We start from the raw sequence: 22,325 nt of genomic DNA on the forward strand, positions 1-22,325 counted from the left end.
AATCGTTCGTCTGGAATGCGTGTATTCACTCTTCACTGAGCGTCCGCGCGACGCGCTCGAGGACCGATACCGACTGGTCGAACTCCGACAACGGCAGTCGTTCATCGGGCGCGTGATCGAGGTCCGAGTTGCCCGGCCCGTAGGTGACCATCGGGCAGTCCCAAGCCCCGGCATAGATGTTCATGTCGCTCGTTCCGGTCTTTCGCACCAGGCGAGGATCGCCACCCTCCTTGCGGATGGCGACGCGAAACGCCCGTGCGACCGCCGTTCGCGAACTCATCATCACCGGCGGGACCTTGTCCTTCCAGGTCACGGTCCCGACCTCGAGTTTGGCCTCCGCGGCTTCGCGAACGGTCCCGACGTCGAGCGCCGGCGGCACGCGCAACTGGATGTCCATCGTCGCTTCGACGGAGAGGCCGTCGTCGCTGACGCCGCCTTCGATGTCGACTGGCTTGGTCGTTACCTGTTCGAAGACCGGTTCGTACTCGTCGCCTTCGAAGCGGTCCTCGACGGCAGACCACCAGCGGACGGCGTGCTGGATCGCGTTCGGGTCCGGCCGGGAGGTGTGGCCGGACTCACTGGTCGCGACGTACGTGCCGGCGATCAGTCCGCGATAGCCCAGCGTGATCCCGTCTGCACCGGACGGTTCGCCGTTGACGACGGCGTCCGGTGACTCGTCGCGGTCGTCGATCAGGTAGCGCGACCCTTTCGAGTCGATCTCCTCGCCGACGACGCCGACGAAGGAGACGCCGGTGCGGACGGCGGCGGCCGCCATCGCGGCGAGGGGCCCCGTCGCGTCGACGCTGCCGCGTCCCCACAGAATCTCGTCGTCGCCGGTCTCTTCGACCTCGACGGGGATATCCCCCGGGACGGTGTCGATGTGTGAGGTCAACAACACGGCGTCGTCCGCCGGCGCGCGGACGTTCCCGACCGCGTCGATCCAGACCTCTCGGTCGCGTGCCTCGAAGAAGTCCACGAGGCGCTTGGCCGCCTCCCGTTCCTCGCGGGTGGGCGATGGGATCGAAACGAGATCGATCAACAGTTCCCGGGCGTCCGCCGCCGTCACGTCCGTCGGTTCGCTCGAGTTCGCGTTCATGATTCGGTGTCGGATGCGACGACCGCGGTTAGCGCGTCCACGAGTCGGTCTGCCTCCGTCTCGTCGATCACGAGCGGGGGCAGCAGACGCAGAACCGTTCGACCCGCGGGGAGCGCCAGCACCTGGTGGTTCATCGCCAGATCGCGGGCGACGCGGTTTGCACCGCGTTTCAACTCGACGCCGACGAGCAGCCCGTCGCCGCGGACCTCACGGACCTCGTCGCCCAGTGCTGCCTCGAGTTCCGCCGTGAGATAGTCTCCCATCTCGGCTGCGTGGGCGGGCCACTCCTCCTCGACCAGCGTCGAGACGGTCGCGTGAACCGCCGCGGCGACGACGGGGCCGCCGCTGAACGTGGCGTTGTGCGAGGCTGCGCCGTCGGCGATCCAGTCCCGGACCGCGACCGCGCCGACGGGGAGTCCGTTGCCCAGCCCCTTCGCCGTCGTGAGCACGTCCGGCGTGACGCCCGCGTTCTGGCAGGCCCACATCTGGCCCGTCCGGCCCATTCCGGTCTGGACCTCGTCGAAGACGAGCGCCGCGCCAGCTTCCTCGGTCAGTTCGCGGGCGGTCTCGAGGTAGCCCGCGGGCGGAACGTTGATCCCGCCTTCGCCCTGGATCGGCTCGAGGATGACGGCTGCGGTCTCGTCGTCCACGGCGGTCGCAAGCTCCTCGCCGTCGCCGTAGGGGACGAACTCCACGTCACCGGCCAGCGGCTCGAAGGGCTTTTTGTACTTGTCCTTCCAGGTCGCAGCGAGTGCCCCCATGGTCCGTCCGTGGAACGAGCGGGTCGCGGCGACGATTTTGGACTCGCCGGTCGCCGACCGGGCGAACTTCAAGGCGGCCTCGTTGGCCTCGGTCCCGGAGTTACAGAACCAGGCGGACTCGAGTCCGTCCGGTGTCGACGCGACGAACGCGGCGTAGGCGTCCTCGCGCGACTGGACGGGATACGAGGAGTCGACGAAGGTTAGCTCGCCGACTTGCTCCTGGACGGCTTCCACGACCGCGGGGTGGGAGTGACCCAGCGGCGTGCACGCGAAACTCGCGCCGGCGTCGACGTACTCCGTCCCGTCGGCAGTGTAGAGGAACGGCCCTTCGCCGCGCTCGATGCCGATCGGCTTGCTTCCGGAGATGAAGTCGAGGTCGCTCATTCTGCGGCCTCCTGTGCCGTCTCGTCTGCATCCGCATCAGCGAGCGCGCCGGGCTCGAGGGTCGTCCCCTCGCCCGCGAGCGCGCTGGTGATCGGTTCGTCGGCGTTCGCGGTCGCGACGATAACTGACGACGCGCCGCCCTCGAGGGCCTCCTCGGCTGCCATGACCTTCTTCGTCATGAACCCTTCAGCAGCGTCTTTGACAGCCTCGAACTCGTCGGGCGTGGACGCCGACTCGATTTTCGTCGACTCGTCGTCGGGGTCCTCGTAGATCCCCGAAACGTCGGTGAGGACGACCAGATCGGCCTCGAGCGCGCCGGCGATCGCGGCCGCGGCGCGGTCGGCGTCGGCGTTGACTGCAGTATAGCCGCCGCCCTTCTCCTTCCCGAGCACCGGAACGGAGACGACGGGCGTGTAGCCGCCCGCGAGGGTCGTCTCGAGCAAGTCCGCGTTCACGGACTCGATCGTGCCCGAGTGGTCGCCGCGCTTGATCTTCTTCTTGCCGTCCTCTTTGACGCGAACGGCGGACTTGCGCTTGCCGCAGAGTAGTTTGCCGTCGGTGCCCGAGAGGCCGACCGCGTCGACGCCCTCGTTGTGCAGGCTCTCGACCAGATCGGTGTTGAGCTTGCCCGGCATCACCATCTTGAAGACATCCATGGTGCGCTCGTCGGTGAAGCGGCCGACGACGCCGCCGGGTGTCTCGACGTAGGTCGGTTCCTCGCCGAGTTCCTCGAGCGTCTCGTCGACGGCGGTCGAACCACCGTGCGTGAGAACTACGTCTTCGCCGTCCTCGACGAGGCTCGCGACGTCGGCGAGTGCGCCTTCGGGATCGACGGCGCGTGCACCGCCGATTTTCACTACCGTAGTCATCTCAGGGTGCCCCCACGGGGTGGAGCCCCGTAAACTCGAGTCCGGCCGTCTCCTCGAGCCCCAGCGCGACGTTGGCAGCGTGGACCGCCTGCCCCGCGGAGCCTTTCATCATGTTGTCGATCGCCGAGAAGACGACGATGCGCTTGTTCGATGGGTCGAGTTCGAAGCCGACCTCGGCCAGATTGGTGCCGGCGACCGCTTTGGGTTCGGGGTAGCGGTAGACGCCGGAGCCGCCGGCGGCCATGCGAACGAACGGCTCGTCCTCGTAGCAGCCCCGATAGGCCTGCCAGAGGTCGCCCTTCGAGACGGGTCCCGAGGGGAAGACGTGATTCGTTGCGCTCGCGCCGCGGATCATGTCCACGGCGTGGCAGGTGAAGGCGACCGAGGTGTCGAGGAACTGCTCGATCTCGGCCTCGTGGCGGTGGCCGGTCGGCGCGTACGGACGGACGACACCCGAGCGCTCGGGGTGGCTCGAGGCCTCGCCGCCACCGGCGCCGCCCTCCGACGACCCTACTTTCACGTCCACGACGATCTGCTCGCCGCCCTCTAAGATGCCGTGTTCGAACAGCGGGTAGAGGCCCAAAATGGTCGCGGTGGCGTTACAGCCGCCGCCCGCGATGAGGTCCGCGCCTGCGAGGTTCTCGCGATTGATCTCGGGAAGGGCGTACTCGGCCTTCTCGAGGTACTCCGGGGCCTCGTGCCCGTCGTACCACTCTTCGTACTGGGCTTCGCTCTCGAGGCGGAAGTCCGCCGAGAGGTCGACGACGGTATCGGCAATATCGAAAAAGTCGTCGATCCGGCCCATGGAGACGCCGTGTGGCGTCGCCGCGAACAGGACATCGACGCTCTCGAGATCGTCGGGCTCGGTAAAGCGCAGGTCCGAGCCGCGCAGCGGCGGGTGGACGGAGCCCACGCTCTTGCCGGCTTTCGAACGGCTCGTGACCTCCGTAATATCGAAATTCGGATGGCCAGCGAGCAGTCGCAGGAGCTCGCCGCCCGTGAAGCCGCTCCCGCCGATGACGCTTGCGGTGACGGTCTCGGCGTTTGCGTCCGCGCCGGTCTCGGTGCCGTCCGCCATCAGGCGCTCACCTCGAGTTCCTCGTCGGCCGCGGCGTCGGCTTTCGACTCGAGCCAGTCGACGACGGTTCCCGCAATATCGGTCTCGACGGCCCCGTCGAGAGCCTTGAACTCGACCGTGTGGTTGACCTCGTGGACCGTATAGGAGTCACCGGTTTCCATGAGATCGACGCCGAGCAAGCCGCCGCCGACGGCGTCGCTTGCCGTCTCGACGAGTTCGCGCGCTTCGTCGTCGACGTCGAACGGATCGACCTCGGCACCTTTCGCCGCGTTGGTGATCCAGTGATCCGAAGAGCGAACCATCGCGGCGATGGGCTCGCCGTCGATCGCGACCACGCGAATATCGCGGCCGGGTTTCTCGACGAACTCCTGGACGTAGAACACCTTGTGCTCGTAGTGGCCCAGCGTGGCCTTGTGCTCGAGGATGGCCTCGGCGGCCGACTCAGAGTCGATCTTCGCCATCAGGCGACCCCACGAACCCACGACGGGTTTGAGGACGCAGGGGTAGCCAAACTCCTCGATGGCCTCCATAGCCGTCTCCTTCGTGAAGGCGACTTTCGTCGCGGGCGTGGGAACGCCCGCCTTCTCGAGCGCGAGGCTGTTTTTCACCTTGTCGGCGCAGATGTCCGCGGTCTCGTGGCTGTTGACCACGGGGATGCCGTAGGCCTCGAAGAACTGCGTGGCATACAAGCTCCGACTCGTGGCGAGACAGCGGTCGACGACGATGTCGAGGCCGTCGAATTCCTCGGGGGCTTCCGAGATGTCGAAGGTCTGCTTGCGAACGTCGATCTTCGTGACCTCGTGGTCGCGCTCGCGAAGCTCGTTGAGGAGGAGTTTCTCGTCCTTTCGAATCCGCGAGTAGAGTATGCCGACGTTCACGCGAGACACCTCTGCGCCGGGGTTGCGGCGCTACGCGCTCTGCGAACTGACTGCGCAGGGGACGGCGAAATCGCGCCCGTCTGCAAGGTCACTCACCCCAGTCCTCTTCGAGCTCGGGGGCCCGCTCGAGGACTGGCGGCTCCGTATCGACGACTTCGAGCTCGGCTCCACAGGTCGTACAGTCGACAATCTCTCCGACTTCCAGATCGTCGTGCAGGGACACTTCAGCCCCACACTCGACGCATTCGGTCATTGTACTCGCACGTGGGGGCCGGGATCCCTTAAAGCCTTCGAACTTAACAGCAAAATTATATTAACTGCACGCCACTCTACCGGTCCGTGTGGGCTACTTCACCGCAGGTCTACTTTGACATATCATGAAGCAGGTAATTCGTCCCCTCGCGGGGACCGTCGCCGAACGGCCCGAGCGACTGCCTGCGATTTCGCGGGTCGACCGGACCGTCCCGCTCGAGCGACCGCCTCAGACATAGCCGTTCACCTCCGAACGGAGCGCCTCGTGTGCCGCCTCGAGCGCGTCGCCCGCGGCCGCGAGCGTTTCCTCGGTGGCTGCGAGCGCCTCGCGGGCCGACTCGAGCTGGGGAGCGACTGCCTCGGGTGCGGGCCCCCCCTGCGAGTCTCGGCTCGCGACGCTTTCGGCCGGATCGAGCGCGTCCGCGACCGCCACGGGGTCGACGTGGGCCTCGAGCGACTCGCCGAGTACTTCCTGTGCGGCGGCCTCGAGGGCGTCGTAATCGGCCCCACGTTCGGCGGCGACGGCGACCAGTTCGTGTGCGGTCCGAAACGGCAACCCGTTCGCCGCGAGCAGATCCGCGACGCCGGTCGCCGTCGAAAAGCCCTCGCCGGCTTCCGCCGCGAGGGTCTCTTCGTTCCAGTCGGCGGTGGCAACCGCACCAGCCGCGACCTCGCTGGCTTCCGTCACGGCGTCGACAGTCTCCCATGCGTGTGGCGTCGCCCGCTGGAGGTCGCGGTTGTACGCGCGGGGTAATCCTTTCAGCGTCGTCGTCAGCCCCTGGACGCCGCCGGCCGCGTCGCCCGCGACCGCGCGGACGAGTTCCAGCGTGTCCGGGTTTTTCTTCTGGGGCATGATCGACGACGTCGAGGAGTAGTCATCCGCCAGATCGACGAAGCCGCGGTTCGCGAAGATAATCACGTCCTCCGCCAGCCCCGATAGCGTCGTCGCGTGCGTCGACAGCGCCTGCACCGTCTCGAGTAGGAAGTCTCGGCTCGAGGCGGCGTCCATCGAATTGTCGACGACGCCCTCGAAGCCCAGTAATTCAGCGGTTCGCTCGCGGTCGATATCGAACGTCGTTCCGGCGAACGCAGCCCCGCCCAGCGGCGACTGGTTGATCCGGCCGTAGGCCTCGAGCAAGCGTTCGGTGTCGCGGCGGACGGCTCCCTCGTAGGCCAGCGCCCAGTGAGCCACCGTGGTCGGCTGGGCGGGCTGGAGGTGAGTGTAACCGGGCATGATCGTCTCGGTGTGCTCCGTTGCGACCTCGACCAGTGATTCACGCAGCGCGAGCGTCGTCTCGATCGCCTCGAGGACGTCCTCGCGCAGGCGATAGCGGATGCAGGCCGCGACTTCGTCGTTGCGCGAGCGCGCGGTGTGCATCTTCCCGCCGTCCGCGCCGATGCGTTCGATAACGGCGGTCTCGATCGCTTCGTGGACGTCCTCGCCGTCGGGCAGCGAGTCGTGGCCGTCGACCTCGATCGCGTCGAGCGCGGTCAGGATCTGCCCGGCTACGGCGTCTCCAATAATTCCCTGCTCGGCGAGCATGACTGTATGTGCGCGGTCGACCTCGAGGTCGGCCGCGAAAATGCGTTCGTCCGCCGCGAGCGAGGAGAGGAAGCTCCGGGCGGGGCCGCCGCTGAAGCGGTCTCGGCGGACGACGCCGTCGGATCCGAGATCCGACGAGGATGGCTCACCGCCTTCGTCGCCGCCGTCGGCTTCGAACTCGCCGCCGTTCTGAGCGCTCTCCTCGGTCATGATTACTCGTCGTCTTCGTCGCCGCTTCCATCAGTCGCGAGTTCGACTTCCTCGTCGGCTGCGTTCGCGGCGATCGCCTCGTTCGCGAGGCGGCGCTGGAAGCCGTGGTACTTCGCGACGCCGGTGGCGTCTTCTTGCTTGATCTTGCCGACCGTCTCGGTGTCGAAGGAGGCGTGTTCCGCGGAGTAGGCCGCGAACTTGCTGTCGCGAGCGACCGGACGCGCCTGGCCGCCTTCGAAGCGGATCGTGACGGTACCGGTCACGCGCGTTTGGGTTTCCGCGATGAAGCCCTCGAGCGCGCTCACGAGCGGCGCGTCGATCAGGCCCTCGTAGCCCTTCTGGGACCACTGCTGGTCGATCTGTGTCTTGAACTGGCGCTCCTCCTGCGTGAGAACGAGCCCCTCGAGGGCCTCGTGAGCGTTCAGCAGCGTCGTCGCGGCCGGGTGCTCGTAGTTCTCGCGAACCTTCAGCCCGAGCATGCGGTCTTCCATCGTGTCGGTGCGGCCGACGCCGTATCCGCCGGCGAGTTCGTTCAGGGACTCGATGAGTTCGACCGGCTCGTACTCCTCACCATCGATGGCGACGGGGTAGCCCTGCTCGAAGGTGATCTCGATCTCCTCGGTCTCGCTACCGGGCTCGTCGGTCCACTCGTAGATGTCTCGCGGTGGGACGTAGTTGGGATCCTCGAGGTCGTCGCCCTCGACGGAGCGACTCCAGATGTTGGTGTCGATCGACCAGTCGCCGCCGCTGCCGCCCTCGACGGGCAGGTCTCTCTCGGCGGCGTACTCCTGCTCCCACTCGCGGGTGAGCCCGAGTTCGCGCACGGGGGCGATGACCTCGAGGTCCGAGCTGCGCCAGACGGCCTCGAAGCGGAGTTGGTCGTTGCCCTTGCCCGTACAGCCGTGGGCGATGCCGGTACAGTCCTGTTCCTCCGCGACCTCGAGGATCGCCTCCGCGATCACCGGTCGGGCGAGCGCCGTTCCCAGCGGGTAGCCCTGATAGGTCGCGTTCGCGCGAACGCTCTCGAGACAGAGTTGCGCGAACTCCTCTCGCGCGTCGACGACGTAGTGGTCCAGGCCGAGCGCTTCGGCGGTTTCTTCGGCCTCATCGAACTCTTCGGCCGGCTGGCCGACGTCGACCGTGACGCCGATCACGTCATCGTATCCGTATTCTTCCTCGAGCAGCGGGACACAGACAGTCGTGTCCAGGCCGCCCGAAAACGCAAGTGCCACGCGTGTCATATCGTACTCGAGTAAACCCACAGGACGGACTTAAGCCCGTTGGTTTCAATTCCGAAAATAAATGGGAGAGGCACTGCTAACTGAAAATTCTGCAGTTTCGGGAACGGTGGAACGATCCGGGAACGTGGGGTGAAATAAAGAATGGGCTCAAAGGCCCCGTCGCGGTCGCCGGCGAGCGAGGGTCCCGTCGGTATCGGGAACGGCGAGCGTCGTGCCGACGGAGTGGCTCATTGGTCAAACACTGGAGATGCATCGCCTTAAATCCTACTACATCGTGCTCCTACCGGTCAGCACCACGACACACGGCCGATCTCGAGGAGGGAAATGATGGTAGATATAACGGGAAAACGACTGTCACGCTCGCGAGACCAACGACTGGGATCAGTATCGCTGTGAACGAAACAACCGGTTTGTGGGGTGTCGATTGCAGAGTAGAGTGTCCTGCTACCGTGGCAACAGGGAATCGCCACGCCCTCCCCAGCCGATTGTGGTCCTCGCTCCCACAGGTCGCTGCGGTCCTCATCCCTCGCACAGTGTCGTCGGCCGCTCTCGCTGTGCTCACGGTTCCCTGCGGTCACCGCTCGCTTTCCGAGGCGCTCACTGTGTTCGCGCCTCGCGACGCTCGACCGACCGACAGCGCGCGCCACCGCATGCCGGTTGACTAGGTCCGGAATGAGGCAGCGGTCTCCTCGAGAGAGCGAGAAGACGATAGACGCGGCGACTACCGACGCGACTCGTCTTCGGGCAGCGCCAGTACGTTCTCCCGGCCGATCCGGAACACGTCGATCTCGTCGTCTTCGCGCAGGTCGCCGACGACCTGGCTCGTCTTAGCCTCGGTCCAGTCCAGTTCCGAGACGACCTCCTGTTGTTTCACCCGTCCGCCGCGTCGCTCGAGCAGGCGCAAGACCCGCTCCTCGTTGCTCAGCAGTTCCGGCGGAGGTCCGTCCGGCGAGCGATCCTCGGACGGGCTCGAGTCGACGTCGGTCGAGCCGTCGGTTCGCCACGCCCTGTCGGAGCCGGCGTCGGTCCCTTCACCGCCGGGACTGTTTCGCCCGACCAGCCAGCCGACGACGCCGACGGCCGCCAGCAGCGCCAGCGCGAGGAGGACGATTATCCACGGCATCGCCGGTCCCTCGTCGGATGGGGTCTGGTCTGCGCTCGAGTTCGAGTCGCTGCTCTTGGCGAGCACGACCCGGGGTTGGTCGTCGGTAAACGAGTCACCCTGCCACGAGACGGATCCCTCCGCCGGCTCGCTCGGTGACGGGTCGATCTGTGGCTCACCCTCGCTCTCGTAGACGGTGTACTCGTCCGGCCAGTGGAACTGCAACGTCGTTCCGTCATCCAGCGTGAATCCGGACAGTGCGGTACCCGCCTTGATCCGGTTAATCTCAACGAGCGCGAAGTCCGACCACTCGAAGGAGACTTTCGCGTGGCCGATCTCCCGCGGTTGAGCGTCCTCCTCCGTGGTGATGGACATGCCCGAAATGTTCATCTCCCGATTCGTCCGGTTCTCCCCCTTCTCGAGGGTGTCGTTCCAGCTGTCTCGCTCCTCCTCGACGTACCGCTCCGTGTCGTTCGAGAGACCCTCGTTCAGGGCCTCCCAGTCCGCCGTCGAATTGTTCTCGCCGTAGAGATCGAACTGGTAGTCGGCGATCACCTGCGCCGAGCCGTTCTCGGCGATGGCGACGTCGATGTGGATCCGATCGGCGTCCTCGAGTTCCACGCTCTCGTTCGACTCCGTCTCGGTGCCGTCCGACCCGTCCTGTAGCGCCGCTCGCTGCGTCCCGGCGTCAGCCGCCACAGCGAACGGTGCCGAGACGAGCGCGAGCGAACACGCGACCACCACGAGCACGCAAATCAGGGCCCGCAGCCCCCTCACGTCCATTATGGGAACATGCCGTGGCCGTCTAAATAGGTCTTTCCGACCGCGGGAACGATGGTTTTTCACACAGTCAGCCGAACGTGAGTGTATGATCGACTCACGCGGTGAACTCGAGGTCGAAACGCTGCTGAAGATCGTCCTCGGGCTGGTGGCTGTATTGCTCGTCCTCGAGATTCTCGGGGCGGTGATCGGCAGTATCGCGGGGCTACTTGGCCCGTTCTTTATACTCGTTCAGCTCGGGATCGCGGTCCTGATCGTCCTCTGGTTGCTCGATCAAATCTGAATCGGCGACGCGATGGTCGCTTGCGAGACCATCAGACTGATAGCCACACCGGCCCAATACCGGGCGAAGTGTACAGCGTCAACGTTCCAGTTCCCGGCCGCGTCCGCCAGCTTGCGAACCGGCTCCACCCGGACCTCGTCGGATTCGAAACCATCCGCGAGGACCACTCCTGTCTCCTCAAGCGCCTCGGCGAGGCCGACCACGTCGCCCAGCTCCAGCACCGCGCCCACCGCGCGCTCGAGGGTGCCCCCGCAGTCGAAGCCGAAATCACGGCCATCGACTACTTCGCGGACCCGCCACTGGGGTCGGCACCGGTCGTCTATCTGGCCGTCGAGAGCCCCGGCCTCGAGGCCATTCACGCCGACCTCACCGAGGCGTTCGAGACGGTCGAGGGACTCGAGGGCGGCGACTACGTCCCGCACGTGACGCTCGCCCGCGGCGGCGACCTCGAGACCGCGACGCGGCTGGCCGACCGCGAGATCGAGCCGATCCGGTGGACGGTCAGCGGACTCGAGTTCTGGGACGGAACCTACAAGCTGCCGGTGAGTCGGATTTCCCTCCCCGCCTGACTCGAGCCGAATATCGAATCGTGAGCCGTCCGGTGGCTATTACTCGACGGTCTCGCTATCTCGTAGCCATGTACCGACGCACAGTTGTCGCGGGTTCGACAGCGGTTCTTCTCGCGGGGTGTAGCGAGCTGACGAGTTTCACGGACGATGGCTACGTCGATTCGACGGTTCAAGACGAGCAGACGGCGGAGTTCAACGCCGAGGCCGGCGAGGAACTGACCGTGACCGTCGAGAACGTCGCCGTCGCCGAACCCGAAAACGAGACGACCGTCGAGCCCACAGCGATCAGTTTCCGCCTCGATCACGCGGAGAACGGGCCGATAGAGACGCGCTCGCTCTCGGAGTCGGAGACGTTCGACGTGACAATCGAAAGCGATGGGACCCACCTCGTGATCGTCACGAGCGGCGCGGCCGACGTGACGGTCGAACCGAGCGAGTGACGCCGTGCAGCGCGGTTCGAGGCAAGTCAGGGAGCCGGCGGCTCGCCGTCGTACGCTTCGTGGTCGCCGTAGAAGTTGCGCATCGCGAATTTGAGCTTCTCCGGACCGATGTCGATCAGTTCCTCGCGCTCCTCGTGCGGGAAGGTGCCGTTGACGCTGTACTTACCGAGATCCGACTTCGCCGAGCGAGAGTAGCGCCGATCGAGTAGCGCGCGGACGCCGACCTCCTCGGGGGATCGAATGACGCGGCCGAGCGCCTGTCTGGTCTTGCGGACCGTCGGGATCTCGACGGCGTAGCGCCAGCCCGTCTCGGTGCCGTCGAAGGCCACGTCGTAGGCCTCCTGAACCGCCTCGGCCCGATCGTCCAGATGGGGGTAGGGAACGCCGACGACCAGTACCGTGTTGGCGTCGTCGCCGTCGAAGCTCACCCCCTCCGCGAGGGTGCCCCACAGCGAGGTACAGAGCACCGCGTCGTCGTCCGCGACGAACTGCTGGCGGAGCTCCTCGACGGAGACGCCCGGTTCGTCCAGATAGACGGTGCCGTCGGTCTCGCGCTCGAGCCGGTCGGCGTAGCGACCCGCCTCGCCGTAGTTGGGGAAGAAGGCGAGCGTGTTGCCGGGCGTCATCCGGATGGCGTCGTGGATCGTCTCCGTCACCGTCTCCTGGACCGCGAGGTCGTCGCGATCCGAGGAGAACAGCGGTGGCGTCTCGACGGCGTACGTGCGACGGTTCTCCTCGGGGAACTGCAGCCCGTAGGCCATCGTCACCGCGTCCTCGAGGCCCAACACGTTCTCGGTGACGTCGAACGGCTGGAGGGTCGCGCTCATCAGGACGGTCGCGTGGATTTCGTCGAACAGCTGGCCGGTCACCTGCCGCGGGAGACAGGAGTACAGTTCCGCGCGGCCGTAGACCTCGTCCGTGCCGGCGTCGCGGGTGACGGAGACGACCGGGTAGAGCCCCTGCGTCGAACTCTCCGACATCCACGCGCTGACGAAGGCCGCGGCCCCCAGCGTCTGACACTCCGTCCGCGTGGCCGTCTCGCCCTCGCGGTAGGCCTCTTCGTACTGTTCGTCCAGTTCCTGGCCGAGTTTCATCGCGGCCTCGAGATCGTCCTCGATTCCCCGTCCCGAGTAGCGCTGCAGGAACTCGAGCGTGAGGTCGTCTTTCCGATCGTCGTTGGCGATGGGAACGTCTTCCCAGCTTTCGCCGATCCCCTCGCGGGCTCGCGGCCCGCGGCCGCTCGCCTTTCTCGAGGCGCTCCGCGCCTCGCTACCCCCGAACCCGAACGAGTCCTCGTAGGTCTCGACGAGCGCGCGGTGAAATGCCGAGAGGACGTTCGCGGCGTCCTCCGAGCGCGGGTCGTCGGCGTCGGCCAACTCGTCCAGCGCCGAGTCGAACGTCCGCTCGGAGCAGGTCCTCGTCGCGTGCTCGCGGGCGGCGTCCTCGACGTTGTGCGCTTCGTCGAAGACGGCGATCACATCGTCCGGATCGCGGCCCAGCCAGCGGAAGAACTGCTCGCGAATGGTCGAATCCAGCAGGTGGTGGTAGTTACAGACGACCAGATCAACGCCTTCGATCCCCTCTTTCAAGAGCTCGTAGCCACAGAATTGCTGCCCTTCGGCGTGTTCGTAAATCTCGTCGGGCGTGCGAACGTCCTCGAAGAGCCAGCCGAAGAAGTCGTCCGTGTCTTTGGTCAGGTTGTTCCGGTAGTAGTCACAGACGTTCTGGTCCTCGAGATCCTCGAGTCGCTCTTCGATCTCCTCGAGTTCGTCCATGACGGCGTTTCGGGCGTCGGCCGCTGACCCGTCGCCGTCCTGGCTCTCGGCGAGCAGTTCGCGCTGGCGGGCCTCGAGTTGCTCGCGGTCGCGTTCGGTGTCGACGACGGCGCGGGTGTTGTCCCGCAGGGCCTGACACTCCTCGTAGCCGACGTCGATATGACACATCGACGATTTGCCTTTGAAAACGACGGCGCGAATCTGTTCCTCGCGCGTGATCGCGCGGGCTTCGGCGACGAACTGGCGCATCTGCTGGTGGACGTTCGTCGTGATGACGACCGTCTTATCCTGCTCGCGGGCCACCTCGAGGGCCGGTACGAGCGACGAGAGCGTTTTGCCAGTCCCGCAGGCACCCTCGAAGAGGACGTTTTGCCCCCGCCCGAGGGTGTTGTGGATGCGGTCCATCGCCTCGCGCTGATTCTCGTACGGCCTGTCGTACGGGAAAAAGCGCATATACCCGGTCTCGGACACAGTACGTGATAGGTTCGCGCTCCGATAAAAGGATTCGTCTCGATTCGGTCGGCCCATTTAAAGAATCCCGGCGATCGCGCGCGGCTCGCGCGACCACCGGCCGGCGAACGCGCGGTACAGGGCCATGTGTCTCGAGTGCCTGCCTCCGGTATGGCGATTCCCGGATACGATTCGAGTAACGTCGCCGAGTATACCCTCGAGAGCGCAGGTGCCCGCGTCGCCGTCGTCGCGGGCGTCGTTCCCGACGAGTTCGGCCTCGCGAAGAGCAGTCGCGAGCCGCCGGTGGATGCGCTCGCCGATCCCGTCGACCTCGTGGCGCTCGACGAACTGAAGGCGGTCGAAGCCGTCCGGATCGCGATGGTCTACGACCCCTCGAGACTGCCCCCCGGCGCGAGCCCGACCGATGTCGCGGTCGCCGTCGAAACCGACGATGGGTGGGAGCCACTCGAGTCGACGGTGGACTTGGAGGAGACGACGGTGACGGCGGTGTTGAACGACCGGCCGCCGGGGTCGACGGTGGTGGCGGGCTACGACGATAGAGACGACGCGAACGCAGAACCGATTGAATAGCGCGACCGGAGGAACGGTGGGCGATCAGGTTTCGGTCAGGTTTCGGGTTCGATGTAGACTTTCTGCACCTGATCGTCGTGGTCCATCAGGGCCAGTTCGATCTGGGTGATGCGCTGTTCGATCGTTTCAGTGTCCAGATCGGGCTCGAACGCGACGTCGGCGGTGACGAGCAGTTCCTCGGCACCGAAGTAGACCGTCCGGAGGTCGACCAGTTCGGTCACGCCGTCCCAGTCGGTGACGATCCGTCGGAGGTCGTCCTCGGCGTCTTTCGAGAGGCTCTCACCGATGATGAGCCGCTTGTTCTCCCAGGCCAGCGCGATGGCAAAGCCCATGAGCATGATTCCGATGACGAGCGCCGCGCCGGCGTCGTACATCGGATTGCCGGTGGTTCGAGTGAGGTAGATCCCGAAGAGGGCGATCCCCGCGCCGGCGAGCGCGATGGTGTCCTCGGTGAGCGCGGTCAGCGTCGTCACATCGCTGGTCTTGCTGAACGCCTCGCGGAAGCTCGACCAGCCGTACTCGTCCATCTGGCGGCTCATTCCCTGATAGGCCTTCCAGAGCGCGTAGGACTCGAAGGCGATCGCCCCGAGCAACACGGCGTAGTTAACGTAGACCGGATCGACCGTTGCTCCGAGCAGCGTAACGTCCTCGCTGGCCCGGTGGACGCCGCCCTCCTGCAGCGCGCTGTAGCCGTGTCTGGCGCTCTCCCAGCCGGCGATACCGAAGAGCATGACGCTGACGAGCAGGCTGTAGAAAAACTGTGCCTTCCCGTGGCCGAACGGATGGGACCGATTGGCTTCCTGCGCGCCGTACTTGATTCCGACCAGCAGGAAGATCTGGTTGCCCGTATCCGAGATCGAGTGATACGTCTCCGATAGCATTGCGGGACTCCCGGTCAACAGATATCCGCCGAACTTCAGGATCGCGATCGCGCCGTTCGCGAACAGTGCGGCGAGCACGACGGAGGTGCTACTGGCCATCGGCGACGACTACGGAGAGGGAGCCTAAAAGTGTAAGCCGTTCTAGAGCCGGCTGTCCCTCGCTACCACGTCCGGAGACACCATCTCTGCGCGCGATCGGGACGGTCGGATCGGTCGCATCCGAAAGGGACCTGTCAGCGGCGACCGAAGCGCGGCCATGATCGCGATATTCTCGGACACGCACAGCAGACGCGGCCACGAACTCGAGGGCGAGGCCCTGACTGCGGCCCACGAGGCCGATATCGTCATCCACGCGGGCGATTTCACGAGTGAAACCGCTCTCGAGGACTTCCAGAACGAGTGCGACCGGCTGTTCGCGGTGCACGGAAACGCCGACGAGCCGGCGGTCTGTGACCGACTGCCGACGGCCCGCGTCGTCGAGGCGGGGGGCGTTCGGTTCGCCGTCACGCACCGACGGGACGGCGGCGAGACGGGGCTCGCCATGTTCGGTCGCTCGAGGGGGGCCGATGTCGTCGTCTTCGGACACAGCCACCGGCCAACGGTCGTCGAAACCGACGATCTCACCCTGTTGAACCCCGGTAGTCACGCCGACCCGCGCGGGAATCAGCCGGGGTTCGCTACTCTCGAGGAGCGCGATGACGGCGGCCTCGAGGGCTCGATCCGGCACCCGGACGGGACGGTGCTCGAGTCGCTCGAGATCCGAACGGTGTGACTCTTCGCGACAATAGTTCAGGTGGAAGAGCGTCTCGCTCATAGTTGTCGTTCCACCGGAGCCGTTCCGGGTTCGGTGACCAGGAGACGTGTGAATGGAACGGTGTGTTCTAATGGAATTGTGTGAGACGAAGCGTCCTGCTATCGTGGCAACACGGAATCGCCACGCCCTCCCCAGCCGATTCGCTCGTTCACTCCGTTCTCTCGCTCATCCCTCGCACGGCTTTATGCCGCGGCTCACAGTTTGTTCGCCGCGGCCCAGCGCGCGCCACCGCACACCGGATGGTCGGTCTGGAACGAGACGTTCCTCCCCAGTATCGAGCGAAATAGTGAGTTCACCGCGTCGAACTCGAGGGCCGCCGATCGGCCGCTCTCAGTCGGTCAGTCCGTAGCCGATCTTGAACAGGTAGACATCGATTGCCAAGACGAGGACGGTAATCGCCGTGAGCACCGCGAGCGAGACCAGCGGCGCGAAGTCGGTGTAGGGTGCGGGCAGGATGCCGACGCCGATCAGGTCCGAGTGGCCCAGCAGTCCGTACCGGACGCTGTCGACCATGTAGACCATCGGGTTCACCAGCGAGAGGCCCACCTGCCAGGCGTGGTCGAACGTCTCGAGCGAGTAGAAGACCGCGCCGAAGAACACCAGCGGCCGGAGGATGAACTGGTTCATCACGGTCAGATCGTCGAAGTCTCGAGCGACGAGGCCGCCGATGATACCGAACCCGGCGAACAGCGCCGTGATGACGACCATCGTGGCGACGAGGTAGAGCCCGTGTTCGAAGCTGATCGGGACGAACAATCGCCCGACGGCGGCGATGATGACGCCGACGATGAGACCCCGAACCGCGCTAGCACCGACGTAGGCGACGACCATCTCGACGTACGACAGCGGCGAGGTCAGCGTTTCGTGAATATACTCGTTCCATCTGCCGTGAAAGATCGAGAACGAGGCGTTCTCGAAGGCGTTCGAGATCGCACCGAGGACGATGAGCCCGGGCACGATGAAGAGGATATAGTCGAAGCCCGCGATCTGGTCGATCCGGTTGCCCAGGATCACGCCGAAGACGGCAAAGTAGAGCACGTTCGTGATCGCCGGCGGCATGAACGTGTTCTTGGGCCGGCGGACGAATCGCAGGATCTCGCGCCGGAAGAGCGCGCGGAAGCCGACCGACAGCATCAGGCGACCCCCTCCTGCTCTCGTTCTCGTTCGGGCTTCGACGGGGTCGCCTCGCCATCGCCGGTGTCGGCGTCCTCCGTACCCTCGGCTCCGGATCGGGTCACGGTCCGATCCTCGCTCCGGGTCAGATCGACGAAGATCTCCTCGAGCGAGGTTCGGGTGATCTCGAGGTCGGCGATCTCGTGGCCCATCGCCTCGAGGTCGTTGAGCAACTGCGGTGCAGTCGAACCGCCGTCGTCGACGCGGACCTCGAGCAGGTCGCCGGAGACTGTCGCTTCGTGTGCGTACGTACCGAGTTCGGGTGCGCTCGCGGGCGGTGACTCGAGGCGGACGGCGATGGTATCGGTGCCGCGCCCCTTGAGTTCGTCCGGGGTCGCGACCGTCACCTTCCGGCCCTCGTTCATGATCGCGACGCGGTCGCAGAGCCGTTCGGCCTCCTCGATGTAGTGGGTCGTCAGCAGGATCGTCGTCCCCTCCTCGTTGAGTTCGGTGACGAGTTCCCAGAGGTCGTGGCGGAGCTGGACGTCGACGCCGGCGGTCGGCTCGTCCAGGATGAGCAGGTCGGGCTCGGTGACCAGGGCTCGAGCGAGCAGGAGTCGGCGTTTCATCCCGCCGGAGAGCCAGTCGAAGCGCTCGTCGCGCTTGTCGTAGATCCCGACGCGTTTGAGAACCTCGTCGGCCCGGTCGGCGGCTTCGGCGTCTGGAACGCCGTGGTAGCCCGCCTTGTGTTTCAGTACTTCTCTGATCGAGAAGAATCGGTCGACGTTGAACTCCTGTGGGGCGAGGCCGATTGCGTCGCGGGCCTCCCGGTAGTCGTCCTCGACGTCGTGGCCGAAGACGCGCGCCTCGCCGCCGGTCTTGCGGACCAGGCCGACCAGCGTGTTGATGAACGTCGTCTTGCCCGCCCCGTTGGGGCCGAGCAGGCCGAAGAATTCGCCCTCCTCGACGGTCAGCGATAGCTCCTGCAGGGCGCGCAGATCGCCGTACTCCTTTACGAGATCGACGGTCTCGATGGCCGGTGGCATCGGTACAGCGTCAGCCCCGACTACGGTTAAACCGTTTGTTCGGGGAACACGTCGCTCCAAAACCGGCTTGTGACTGTCCCTCAGTCCGCCGTCCGCGGCCGACTCGAGGGAGCGATCGCACCGCTTTGCTGGACGATGTCGAACGCGGTCATCACGTCGGTTCGCGAGATCAGCCCGACGAGGTCGTCGTTATCCACCACGAGCAGCCGACCGATATCGTGCTCTCGCATCTGATCGATGGCGGCCATCGCGTCGGAATCGGGGGTGATCGTCTGCAGCTCCGTCGTCATCACGTCTTCGACGGTGTAGGCGTCGCGTTCGACCGGTTCGATCTCGCGGGCGTCGGTCAGCGTCACGAGGCCGATGAGTCGCTCCCCCTCGAACGCGTTCGTATCGACGACCGGATAGCCGGTGTGGCGCTCGGTGAACATCCGCCGGATCAGCTCCGCGACCGTTGTCTCGGGCTCGACGGTGTGGAGGTCGTTCGCCGGCGTCATGATGTCGCCGACGGTGACGTCTTGGAAGGCCGCCTTCATCGTCACCTGCTGGGCCTCGCTCGAGGCGGCGATATAGACGAAGAAGGCGACGCCGATGAGGATGATGTTCCCCGAAAAGAGGCCGAACAGTCCCATCAGGACCGCGAACAGTTTCCCGATGCTGGCGGCCTGCTGGGTCGCCTGCGCGTACGGTTGACTGCGAGCGAGCAGCGCTCGCAGCACCCGTCCCCCGTCCATCGGGAACGCGGGAAGCATGTTGAAAATGGCGAGCGCGACGTTCAGGACGGCGAGATAGCCCAGGACGAATCGTGCGCCGTCGAGGCTTTCGGGGGTGACGACGAAGAGCGCGTAGGAGGCGACGCCGACCAGAATGCTGACGATCGGCCCGGCGACGGCGATATTGAGTTCCTGTCGCCAGTCTTCGGGCATCTCCGAGAAGGAGGCGATGCCGCCGAACAGCCAGAGGGTGATCGACTCGATCGGAAACCCATATCGTCGAGCGGTCAGCGAGTGGCCGAGTTCGTGGAGCACGACGCCGACGAACAGCCCGATCGCCGCGGCCAGCCCGAGCAGCCACGACATCGAACCGCCGGTGATGGCTCCGACGTCGATTCCCGCCGCTAACCCGTCGTTCAGTATCCCAGCGACGTCCTCGATCTGTGCCCCGATGAGATACGCGAATAGCGGGAGCACCAACAGGAACGTCAAATCCAGTTTGATCGGGATCCCGAACAGGGATCCGATCCGAAAACTCCTCATGTAGAGTGATTTTGGCGGCGGAACCTTAAATACGCCGCCGGGACCGGCGGTCGAGAGAGTGGATGGACCGCGCAATCGTGGCGGGGAACCCGTTACAGCAATCCGTCTCAGCCAGTTTTTCGATCGCGCTGCGTTCTCGCCTCCACGCAATATAACCACAATAATATCCACTAGGCAATCTATATCCTCTGCACCATAGACTTATACAGGTGTTCGTGGATACTGTTAGTATGTTGATGCAAGATACGCAATCGACCGACCGACACAGCCCGCTTCCGACCGAACTCGACTCCGCACAGAGCAAACTCGTGTACGTCACCCTCGAGGCCACCGGCGGGGCGACGACCGGCGACCTGAGCCAACTCCTGAACATGCAGAAGCTCACCATCCTGAGCGTGCTCTCGTCGCTCTCGAGTCAGGGGCTGATCGAGGAGACCGGGTCGGCGTACGTCGTCGCGAACTGAGTTCGGAACCTGCCGTTTCGAACGGCCCGACCGCGTTGGGGACGCCGGCCCGTTCTCGAGTCGACACCACTGTCACCAGCCGGGACACCGGCCGTCGGTCCCGACGACCCGCGGTTCGCTCGCGGTGATCGACCGCGGCGCTGTCCGACGCGGCGCTTCGAAGCCTTTATCCGCCCGGTGGGCCTCCGTTTTTCTAAGTAATCACAACCATGTCAGACAAGCCCGCCTCCATGTACCGGGAGATCAGTAAGCCGGCCTACACGCGCCGCGAATACATTACTGGTATCCCTGGCTCGAAGATCGCACAGCACAAGATGGGCGACGTCAAAGCGGATCCCGACGACTACCCCGTCCAGATGAGCCTTATCACGGAAGAAGAGGTTCAGCTCCGTCACGGAAGCCTCGAGGCCTCGCGCCTCTCGGCGAACCGTCACATGCTGAAAAACGCCGGCGAGAACAACTACAAGATGATCCTGCGGAAGTTCCCCCATCAGGTCATTCGGGAGAACAAGCAGGCGACGGGTGCCGGGGCGGACCGTGTCTCCGACGGAATGCGCCAGGCGTTCGGGAAGATCGTCGGCACCGCCGCCCGAATGGGCGCCGGCGAGCGCATCTTCACCATCTGGTGTGACATCGACGACGCCGAGTTCGCCAAGGACGCGCTCCGTCGCTCCTACAACAAGATCTCGCCGCCGTGTCGCATCGTCATCGAGCGCGGCGAGGAAGAACTCATAGCGTAAAACGAAGTTTTGCTCTGCGGGCGCGGCGAAGCCGCGCCCGCAGAGCAAAAATTCGATTAAAAGCACTCCTCCCTCCGTTCACTCGTCCTTCCAGTCCTCGCTCACATCAGTCGTCGGCCCGCTCGCTTGTGCCTTCGGCACTCACTCGCGGTGAGTATCGGTGAATCGCCTGCCCTCCCCCGGGTGCGGGCTCCTCGCAGCGCTCGGAGCCCGCTCCCGGCCACCGCGTCTTGCTCTCGAGAATCCCGTCTCGAGCACCTTTTTGTCCGTCTACTCCGAGTACCGCGTATGATCGATCTCGCGGTCGCCAACGAGAAACAGACGTTTCGGCGGATGCAGGAACCGCTGGCCGAGCGCGATATACAGGTTCACCACGTGCCCGTCCGCGAGCGCACGGTCGCGCTCGGCGACCCGCCGTGGTCGCCCGACGACTACGACGTCGGCTTCGTCTATCCCGGTCGGCTGATGGAGGGCGGCGTCGCGGACGCCCTGCTCGAGATCCCGTGGCTCAACGACCACGAGACGGTGTTGACCTCGCGGAACAAGGCCGAGGTGCTGGCGCGACTCGAGCGGGCCGCCCTTCCGGTACCGGAGTCCGTCTACGTCTCCAACGATGTCGGCGAGGCCGAACTGGTCGAGGTCTTCGAGCGGTTCGAGCCGCCGGTCGTGGTCAAACCGAACTCGACGACGCGGGGCGTCGGCGTCGCGAAAGCCCACGATCTGGACTCTTTCCTCGGGATCTGTGACTACCTCTCGCTGGTCCACGACTACAAGGCGACCGGCGACCAGTCGTTTCTGGTCCAGGAGTACCTCCCGAACGCGACCGACTACCGGGTGATGGTGCTCGAGGGGGAGTACGTCGGCGCGGTCGAGCGCCGGCTCCCCGATGACGCGGTTCGCGAGGGCCAGTGGAAACACAACGTCCACCGCGGGGCGGAAGCGACCGGGATCGACCTCCCCGAACCGTGGCGCGACCTGGCCGAATCGGTCGCGGCCGAACTCGAGATCCCCTTCCTGGGCGTCGATCTGCTCGAGACCGGCGAGAAACTGGTGATCAACGAGACGAACGCGCGACCAACGATCGACGAGGAGACGAAGTACGAGCCGGAGTTCTACGATCGGCTCGCGGCCGCGATACGCGACGTCGCGGACTGATACGGTCTATTGTACCGATGTACCGGAGTAACCGCGAACCGTTCTGTGGTTGTTCCGGAACTGACTGACAGCAGTCCGTATGAAGCAACCGATACCGAGTCGATTCGACCGCGAGCAGCCCGATTACTCGAGGCTGATGTCCGACGACTGTTCGGCGCGATCGAAGACGACCTCGAGAATGCCGTTGTTGTAGGTCGCGGACGCGGTGTGCTCGTTGACGCGGGTCGGTAGCGAGACGCGTTCGTCGTACTGGCGGTGTTCGCTCTCGGCGGAGATGGTCAGCGTCTTGCCGTCGCACTCGAGTTCGATGTTGTCCTTCTCGACGCCGGGGAGATCCGCGACGACGCGGACCGCCTCGTCGGTCTCGTGGATGTCGACGTGGGTATCCATCCCGAAGCCGTTATCGACGGTATTCGAGGAGTTGAAGTCCACGTTGGTGTCCGCGCCGTTCATCATCTCGTTCATCATTCGCTCAATCTCGCGGAACAGGTCGTCGAAGGGTTCGTCGCGGTCGTCTCGGCGCATGACAGACAGTAAGCCACCAGGCGGCAAAA

General features: G+C 65.2%; 23 protein-coding genes. 8 read left to right on the forward strand and 15 right to left on the reverse strand.

The window, feature by feature from the left end:
* Positions 1-25 precede the first annotated feature (25 nt).
* The 9 genes from ACEWFR_RS05495 to ACEWFR_RS05535 all read right to left on the reverse strand — a co-directional run bounded on the left by ACEWFR_RS05495 (position 26) and on the right by ACEWFR_RS05535 (position 10,197).
* Positions 26-1,096, reverse strand: a complete 1,071-nt coding sequence (locus ACEWFR_RS05495) for a [LysW]-lysine hydrolase (RefSeq protein ID WP_374060088.1) — start codon at positions 1,094-1,096, stop codon at positions 26-28.
* The gene (locus ACEWFR_RS05500; RefSeq protein ID WP_374060089.1) at positions 1,093-2,241 is read right to left on the reverse strand and encodes an aspartate aminotransferase family protein; all 1,149 of its coding nucleotides are present in this window, start codon (positions 2,239-2,241) and stop codon (positions 1,093-1,095) included. Before ACEWFR_RS05500 ends, ACEWFR_RS05495 begins: the two co-directional genes overlap by 4 nt.
* On the reverse strand, positions 2,238-3,110 hold the full coding sequence (locus ACEWFR_RS05505) for an acetylglutamate/acetylaminoadipate kinase (RefSeq protein ID WP_374060090.1): 873 nt from the start codon (positions 3,108-3,110) through the stop codon (positions 2,238-2,240). The genes ACEWFR_RS05500 and ACEWFR_RS05505 overlap by 4 nt, the downstream gene beginning before the upstream one ends.
* Position 3,111: 1 nt before the next feature.
* Complete coding sequence (gene argC / locus ACEWFR_RS05510; RefSeq protein ID WP_374060091.1) at positions 3,112-4,188, reverse strand: N-acetyl-gamma-glutamyl-phosphate reductase; 1,077 nt, start codon at positions 4,186-4,188, stop codon at positions 3,112-3,114.
* On the reverse strand, positions 4,188-5,066 hold the full coding sequence (gene lysX / locus ACEWFR_RS05515; protein WP_374060092.1) for a lysine biosynthesis protein LysX: 879 nt from the start codon (positions 5,064-5,066) through the stop codon (positions 4,188-4,190). The genes argC and lysX overlap by 1 nt, the downstream gene beginning before the upstream one ends.
* Before the next feature lie 88 nt (positions 5,067-5,154).
* Entirely contained in the window at positions 5,155-5,319 is a 165-nt protein-coding gene (gene lysW, locus ACEWFR_RS05520) for a lysine biosynthesis protein LysW (protein ID WP_005554620.1), read from the reverse strand.
* A 228-nt stretch (positions 5,320-5,547) separates the two neighbouring features.
* Complete coding sequence (gene argH, locus ACEWFR_RS05525; protein ID WP_374060093.1) at positions 5,548-7,071, reverse strand: argininosuccinate lyase; 1,524 nt, start codon at positions 7,069-7,071, stop codon at positions 5,548-5,550.
* Positions 7,072-7,073: 2 nt separating this feature from the next.
* Complete coding sequence (locus tag ACEWFR_RS05530) at positions 7,074-8,312, reverse strand: argininosuccinate synthase (protein WP_374060094.1); 1,239 nt, start codon at positions 8,310-8,312, stop codon at positions 7,074-7,076.
* Between the two features lie 721 nt (positions 8,313-9,033).
* Positions 9,034-10,197, reverse strand: coding sequence for a helix-turn-helix transcriptional regulator (locus ACEWFR_RS05535; protein WP_374060095.1), 1,164 nt, complete (start codon positions 10,195-10,197; stop codon positions 9,034-9,036).
* An 85-nt stretch (positions 10,198-10,282) separates the two neighbouring features.
* Here ACEWFR_RS05535 and ACEWFR_RS05540 point away from each other — a divergent pair, with 85 nt between their 5' ends.
* The 3 genes from ACEWFR_RS05540 to ACEWFR_RS05550 all read left to right on the forward strand — a co-directional run bounded on the left by ACEWFR_RS05540 (position 10,283) and on the right by ACEWFR_RS05550 (position 11,486).
* Entirely contained in the window at positions 10,283-10,477 is a 195-nt protein-coding gene (locus tag ACEWFR_RS05540) for a hypothetical protein (protein ID WP_098724828.1), read from the forward strand.
* A 68-nt stretch (positions 10,478-10,545) separates the two neighbouring features.
* Positions 10,546-11,046, forward strand: a complete 501-nt coding sequence (locus ACEWFR_RS05545) for a 2'-5' RNA ligase family protein (RefSeq protein WP_374060096.1) — start codon at positions 10,546-10,548, stop codon at positions 11,044-11,046.
* Positions 11,047-11,114: 68 nt separating this feature from the next.
* A complete protein-coding gene (locus ACEWFR_RS05550) occupies positions 11,115-11,486 on the forward strand; it encodes a hypothetical protein (protein WP_374060097.1) in 372 nt (123 codons plus the stop codon).
* A gap of 26 nt (positions 11,487-11,512) precedes the next feature.
* Here the strand turns inward: ACEWFR_RS05550 and ACEWFR_RS05555 are convergent, their stop codons facing one another.
* Positions 11,513-13,714, reverse strand: coding sequence for an ATP-dependent DNA helicase (locus ACEWFR_RS05555; RefSeq protein WP_374060338.1), 2,202 nt, complete (start codon positions 13,712-13,714; stop codon positions 11,513-11,515).
* A 168-nt stretch (positions 13,715-13,882) separates the two neighbouring features.
* Here ACEWFR_RS05555 and ACEWFR_RS05560 point away from each other — a divergent pair, with 168 nt between their 5' ends.
* Positions 13,883-14,302, forward strand: coding sequence for a hypothetical protein (locus tag ACEWFR_RS05560; RefSeq protein ID WP_374060098.1), 420 nt, complete (start codon positions 13,883-13,885; stop codon positions 14,300-14,302).
* Between the two features lie 35 nt (positions 14,303-14,337).
* On the opposite strand, the gene ACEWFR_RS05565 is transcribed toward ACEWFR_RS05560, so the two are convergent.
* On the reverse strand, positions 14,338-15,282 hold the full coding sequence (locus ACEWFR_RS05565) for a cation diffusion facilitator family transporter (protein ID WP_374060099.1): 945 nt from the start codon (positions 15,280-15,282) through the stop codon (positions 14,338-14,340).
* A gap of 157 nt (positions 15,283-15,439) precedes the next feature.
* On the opposite strand from ACEWFR_RS05565, the gene ACEWFR_RS05570 reads away from it, so the two are divergent.
* On the forward strand, positions 15,440-15,955 hold the full coding sequence (locus tag ACEWFR_RS05570; RefSeq protein ID WP_374060100.1) for a metallophosphoesterase: 516 nt from the start codon (positions 15,440-15,442) through the stop codon (positions 15,953-15,955).
* A 372-nt stretch (positions 15,956-16,327) separates the two neighbouring features.
* Here the strand turns inward: ACEWFR_RS05570 and ACEWFR_RS05575 are convergent, their stop codons facing one another.
* The 3 genes from ACEWFR_RS05575 to ACEWFR_RS05585 form a co-directional block, all read right to left on the reverse strand.
* Positions 16,328-17,131, reverse strand: a complete 804-nt coding sequence (locus ACEWFR_RS05575) for an ABC transporter permease (RefSeq protein ID WP_374060101.1) — start codon at positions 17,129-17,131, stop codon at positions 16,328-16,330.
* Complete coding sequence (locus ACEWFR_RS05580; protein ID WP_374060102.1) at positions 17,131-18,156, reverse strand: ATP-binding cassette domain-containing protein; 1,026 nt, start codon at positions 18,154-18,156, stop codon at positions 17,131-17,133. The genes ACEWFR_RS05575 and ACEWFR_RS05580 overlap by 1 nt, the downstream gene beginning before the upstream one ends.
* 80 nt (positions 18,157-18,236) lie before the next feature.
* On the reverse strand, positions 18,237-19,412 hold the full coding sequence (locus ACEWFR_RS05585; protein ID WP_374060103.1) for a CBS domain-containing protein: 1,176 nt from the start codon (positions 19,410-19,412) through the stop codon (positions 18,237-18,239).
* 230 nt (positions 19,413-19,642) lie between these two features.
* Between ACEWFR_RS05585 and ACEWFR_RS05590 the strand changes: the two genes are divergently transcribed.
* The 3 genes from ACEWFR_RS05590 to ACEWFR_RS05600 all read left to right on the forward strand — a co-directional run bounded on the left by ACEWFR_RS05590 (position 19,643) and on the right by ACEWFR_RS05600 (position 21,771).
* Positions 19,643-19,876 carry a MarR family transcriptional regulator gene (locus tag ACEWFR_RS05590; protein ID WP_374060104.1) on the forward strand — a complete coding sequence of 78 codons (234 nt, stop codon included), beginning with the start codon at positions 19,643-19,645 and terminating at the stop codon, positions 19,874-19,876.
* Positions 19,877-20,085: 209 nt separating this feature from the next.
* On the forward strand, positions 20,086-20,616 hold the full coding sequence (locus tag ACEWFR_RS05595; RefSeq protein WP_180839843.1) for a 50S ribosomal protein L16: 531 nt from the start codon (positions 20,086-20,088) through the stop codon (positions 20,614-20,616).
* A gap of 288 nt (positions 20,617-20,904) precedes the next feature.
* Positions 20,905-21,771 (forward strand): RimK family alpha-L-glutamate ligase, encoded by an 867-nt coding sequence (locus ACEWFR_RS05600; RefSeq protein ID WP_374060105.1) that lies wholly within the window; start codon positions 20,905-20,907, stop codon positions 21,769-21,771.
* 123 nt (positions 21,772-21,894) lie between these two features.
* On the opposite strand, the gene ACEWFR_RS05605 is transcribed toward ACEWFR_RS05600, so the two are convergent.
* A complete protein-coding gene (locus ACEWFR_RS05605) occupies positions 21,895-22,296 on the reverse strand; it encodes an Hsp20/alpha crystallin family protein (RefSeq protein WP_374060106.1) in 402 nt (133 codons plus the stop codon).
* Positions 22,297-22,325 lie beyond the last annotated feature (29 nt).

The organism is Natrinema sp. H-ect4 (assembly GCF_041894845.1).
Classification (GTDB): Archaea; Halobacteriota; Halobacteria; order Halobacteriales; family Natrialbaceae; genus Natrinema.

Coding starts and splice junctions, on each gene's coding strand:
- ACEWFR_RS05495 (WP_374060088.1), bottom strand. CDS start 1,096: ATGAACGCGAACTCGAGCGAACCGACGGACGTGACGGCGGCGGACGCC.
- ACEWFR_RS05500 (WP_374060089.1), bottom strand. CDS start 2,241: ATGAGCGACCTCGACTTCATCTCCGGAAGCAAGCCGATCGGCATCGAG.
- ACEWFR_RS05505 (WP_374060090.1), bottom strand. CDS start 3,110: ATGACTACGGTAGTGAAAATCGGCGGTGCACGCGCCGTCGATCCCGAA.
- argC (WP_374060091.1), bottom strand. CDS start 4,188: ATGGCGGACGGCACCGAGACCGGCGCGGACGCAAACGCCGAGACCGTC.
- lysW (WP_005554620.1), bottom strand. CDS start 5,319: ATGACCGAATGCGTCGAGTGTGGGGCTGAAGTGTCCCTGCACGACGAT.
- argH (WP_374060093.1), bottom strand. CDS start 7,071: ATGACCGAGGAGAGCGCTCAGAACGGCGGCGAGTTCGAAGCCGACGGC.
- ACEWFR_RS05530 (WP_374060094.1), bottom strand. CDS start 8,312: ATGACACGCGTGGCACTTGCGTTTTCGGGCGGCCTGGACACGACTGTC.
- ACEWFR_RS05535 (WP_374060095.1), bottom strand. CDS start 10,197: ATGGACGTGAGGGGGCTGCGGGCCCTGATTTGCGTGCTCGTGGTGGTC.
- ACEWFR_RS05540 (WP_098724828.1), top strand. CDS start 10,283: ATGATCGACTCACGCGGTGAACTCGAGGTCGAAACGCTGCTGAAGATC.
- ACEWFR_RS05550 (WP_374060097.1), top strand. CDS start 11,115: ATGTACCGACGCACAGTTGTCGCGGGTTCGACAGCGGTTCTTCTCGCG.
- ACEWFR_RS05555 (WP_374060338.1), bottom strand. CDS start 13,714: ATGCGCTTTTTCCCGTACGACAGGCCGTACGAGAATCAGCGCGAGGCG.
- ACEWFR_RS05560 (WP_374060098.1), top strand. CDS start 13,883: ATGGCGATTCCCGGATACGATTCGAGTAACGTCGCCGAGTATACCCTC.
- ACEWFR_RS05565 (WP_374060099.1), bottom strand. CDS start 15,282: ATGGCCAGTAGCACCTCCGTCGTGCTCGCCGCACTGTTCGCGAACGGC.
- ACEWFR_RS05570 (WP_374060100.1), top strand. CDS start 15,440: ATGATCGCGATATTCTCGGACACGCACAGCAGACGCGGCCACGAACTC.
- ACEWFR_RS05575 (WP_374060101.1), bottom strand. CDS start 17,131: ATGCTGTCGGTCGGCTTCCGCGCGCTCTTCCGGCGCGAGATCCTGCGA.
- ACEWFR_RS05580 (WP_374060102.1), bottom strand. CDS start 18,156: ATGCCACCGGCCATCGAGACCGTCGATCTCGTAAAGGAGTACGGCGAT.
- ACEWFR_RS05585 (WP_374060103.1), bottom strand. CDS start 19,412: ATGAGGAGTTTTCGGATCGGATCCCTGTTCGGGATCCCGATCAAACTG.
- ACEWFR_RS05590 (WP_374060104.1), top strand. CDS start 19,643: ATGTTGATGCAAGATACGCAATCGACCGACCGACACAGCCCGCTTCCG.
- ACEWFR_RS05595 (WP_180839843.1), top strand. CDS start 20,086: ATGTCAGACAAGCCCGCCTCCATGTACCGGGAGATCAGTAAGCCGGCC.
- ACEWFR_RS05600 (WP_374060105.1), top strand. CDS start 20,905: ATGATCGATCTCGCGGTCGCCAACGAGAAACAGACGTTTCGGCGGATG.
- ACEWFR_RS05605 (WP_374060106.1), bottom strand. CDS start 22,296: ATGCGCCGAGACGACCGCGACGAACCCTTCGACGACCTGTTCCGCGAG.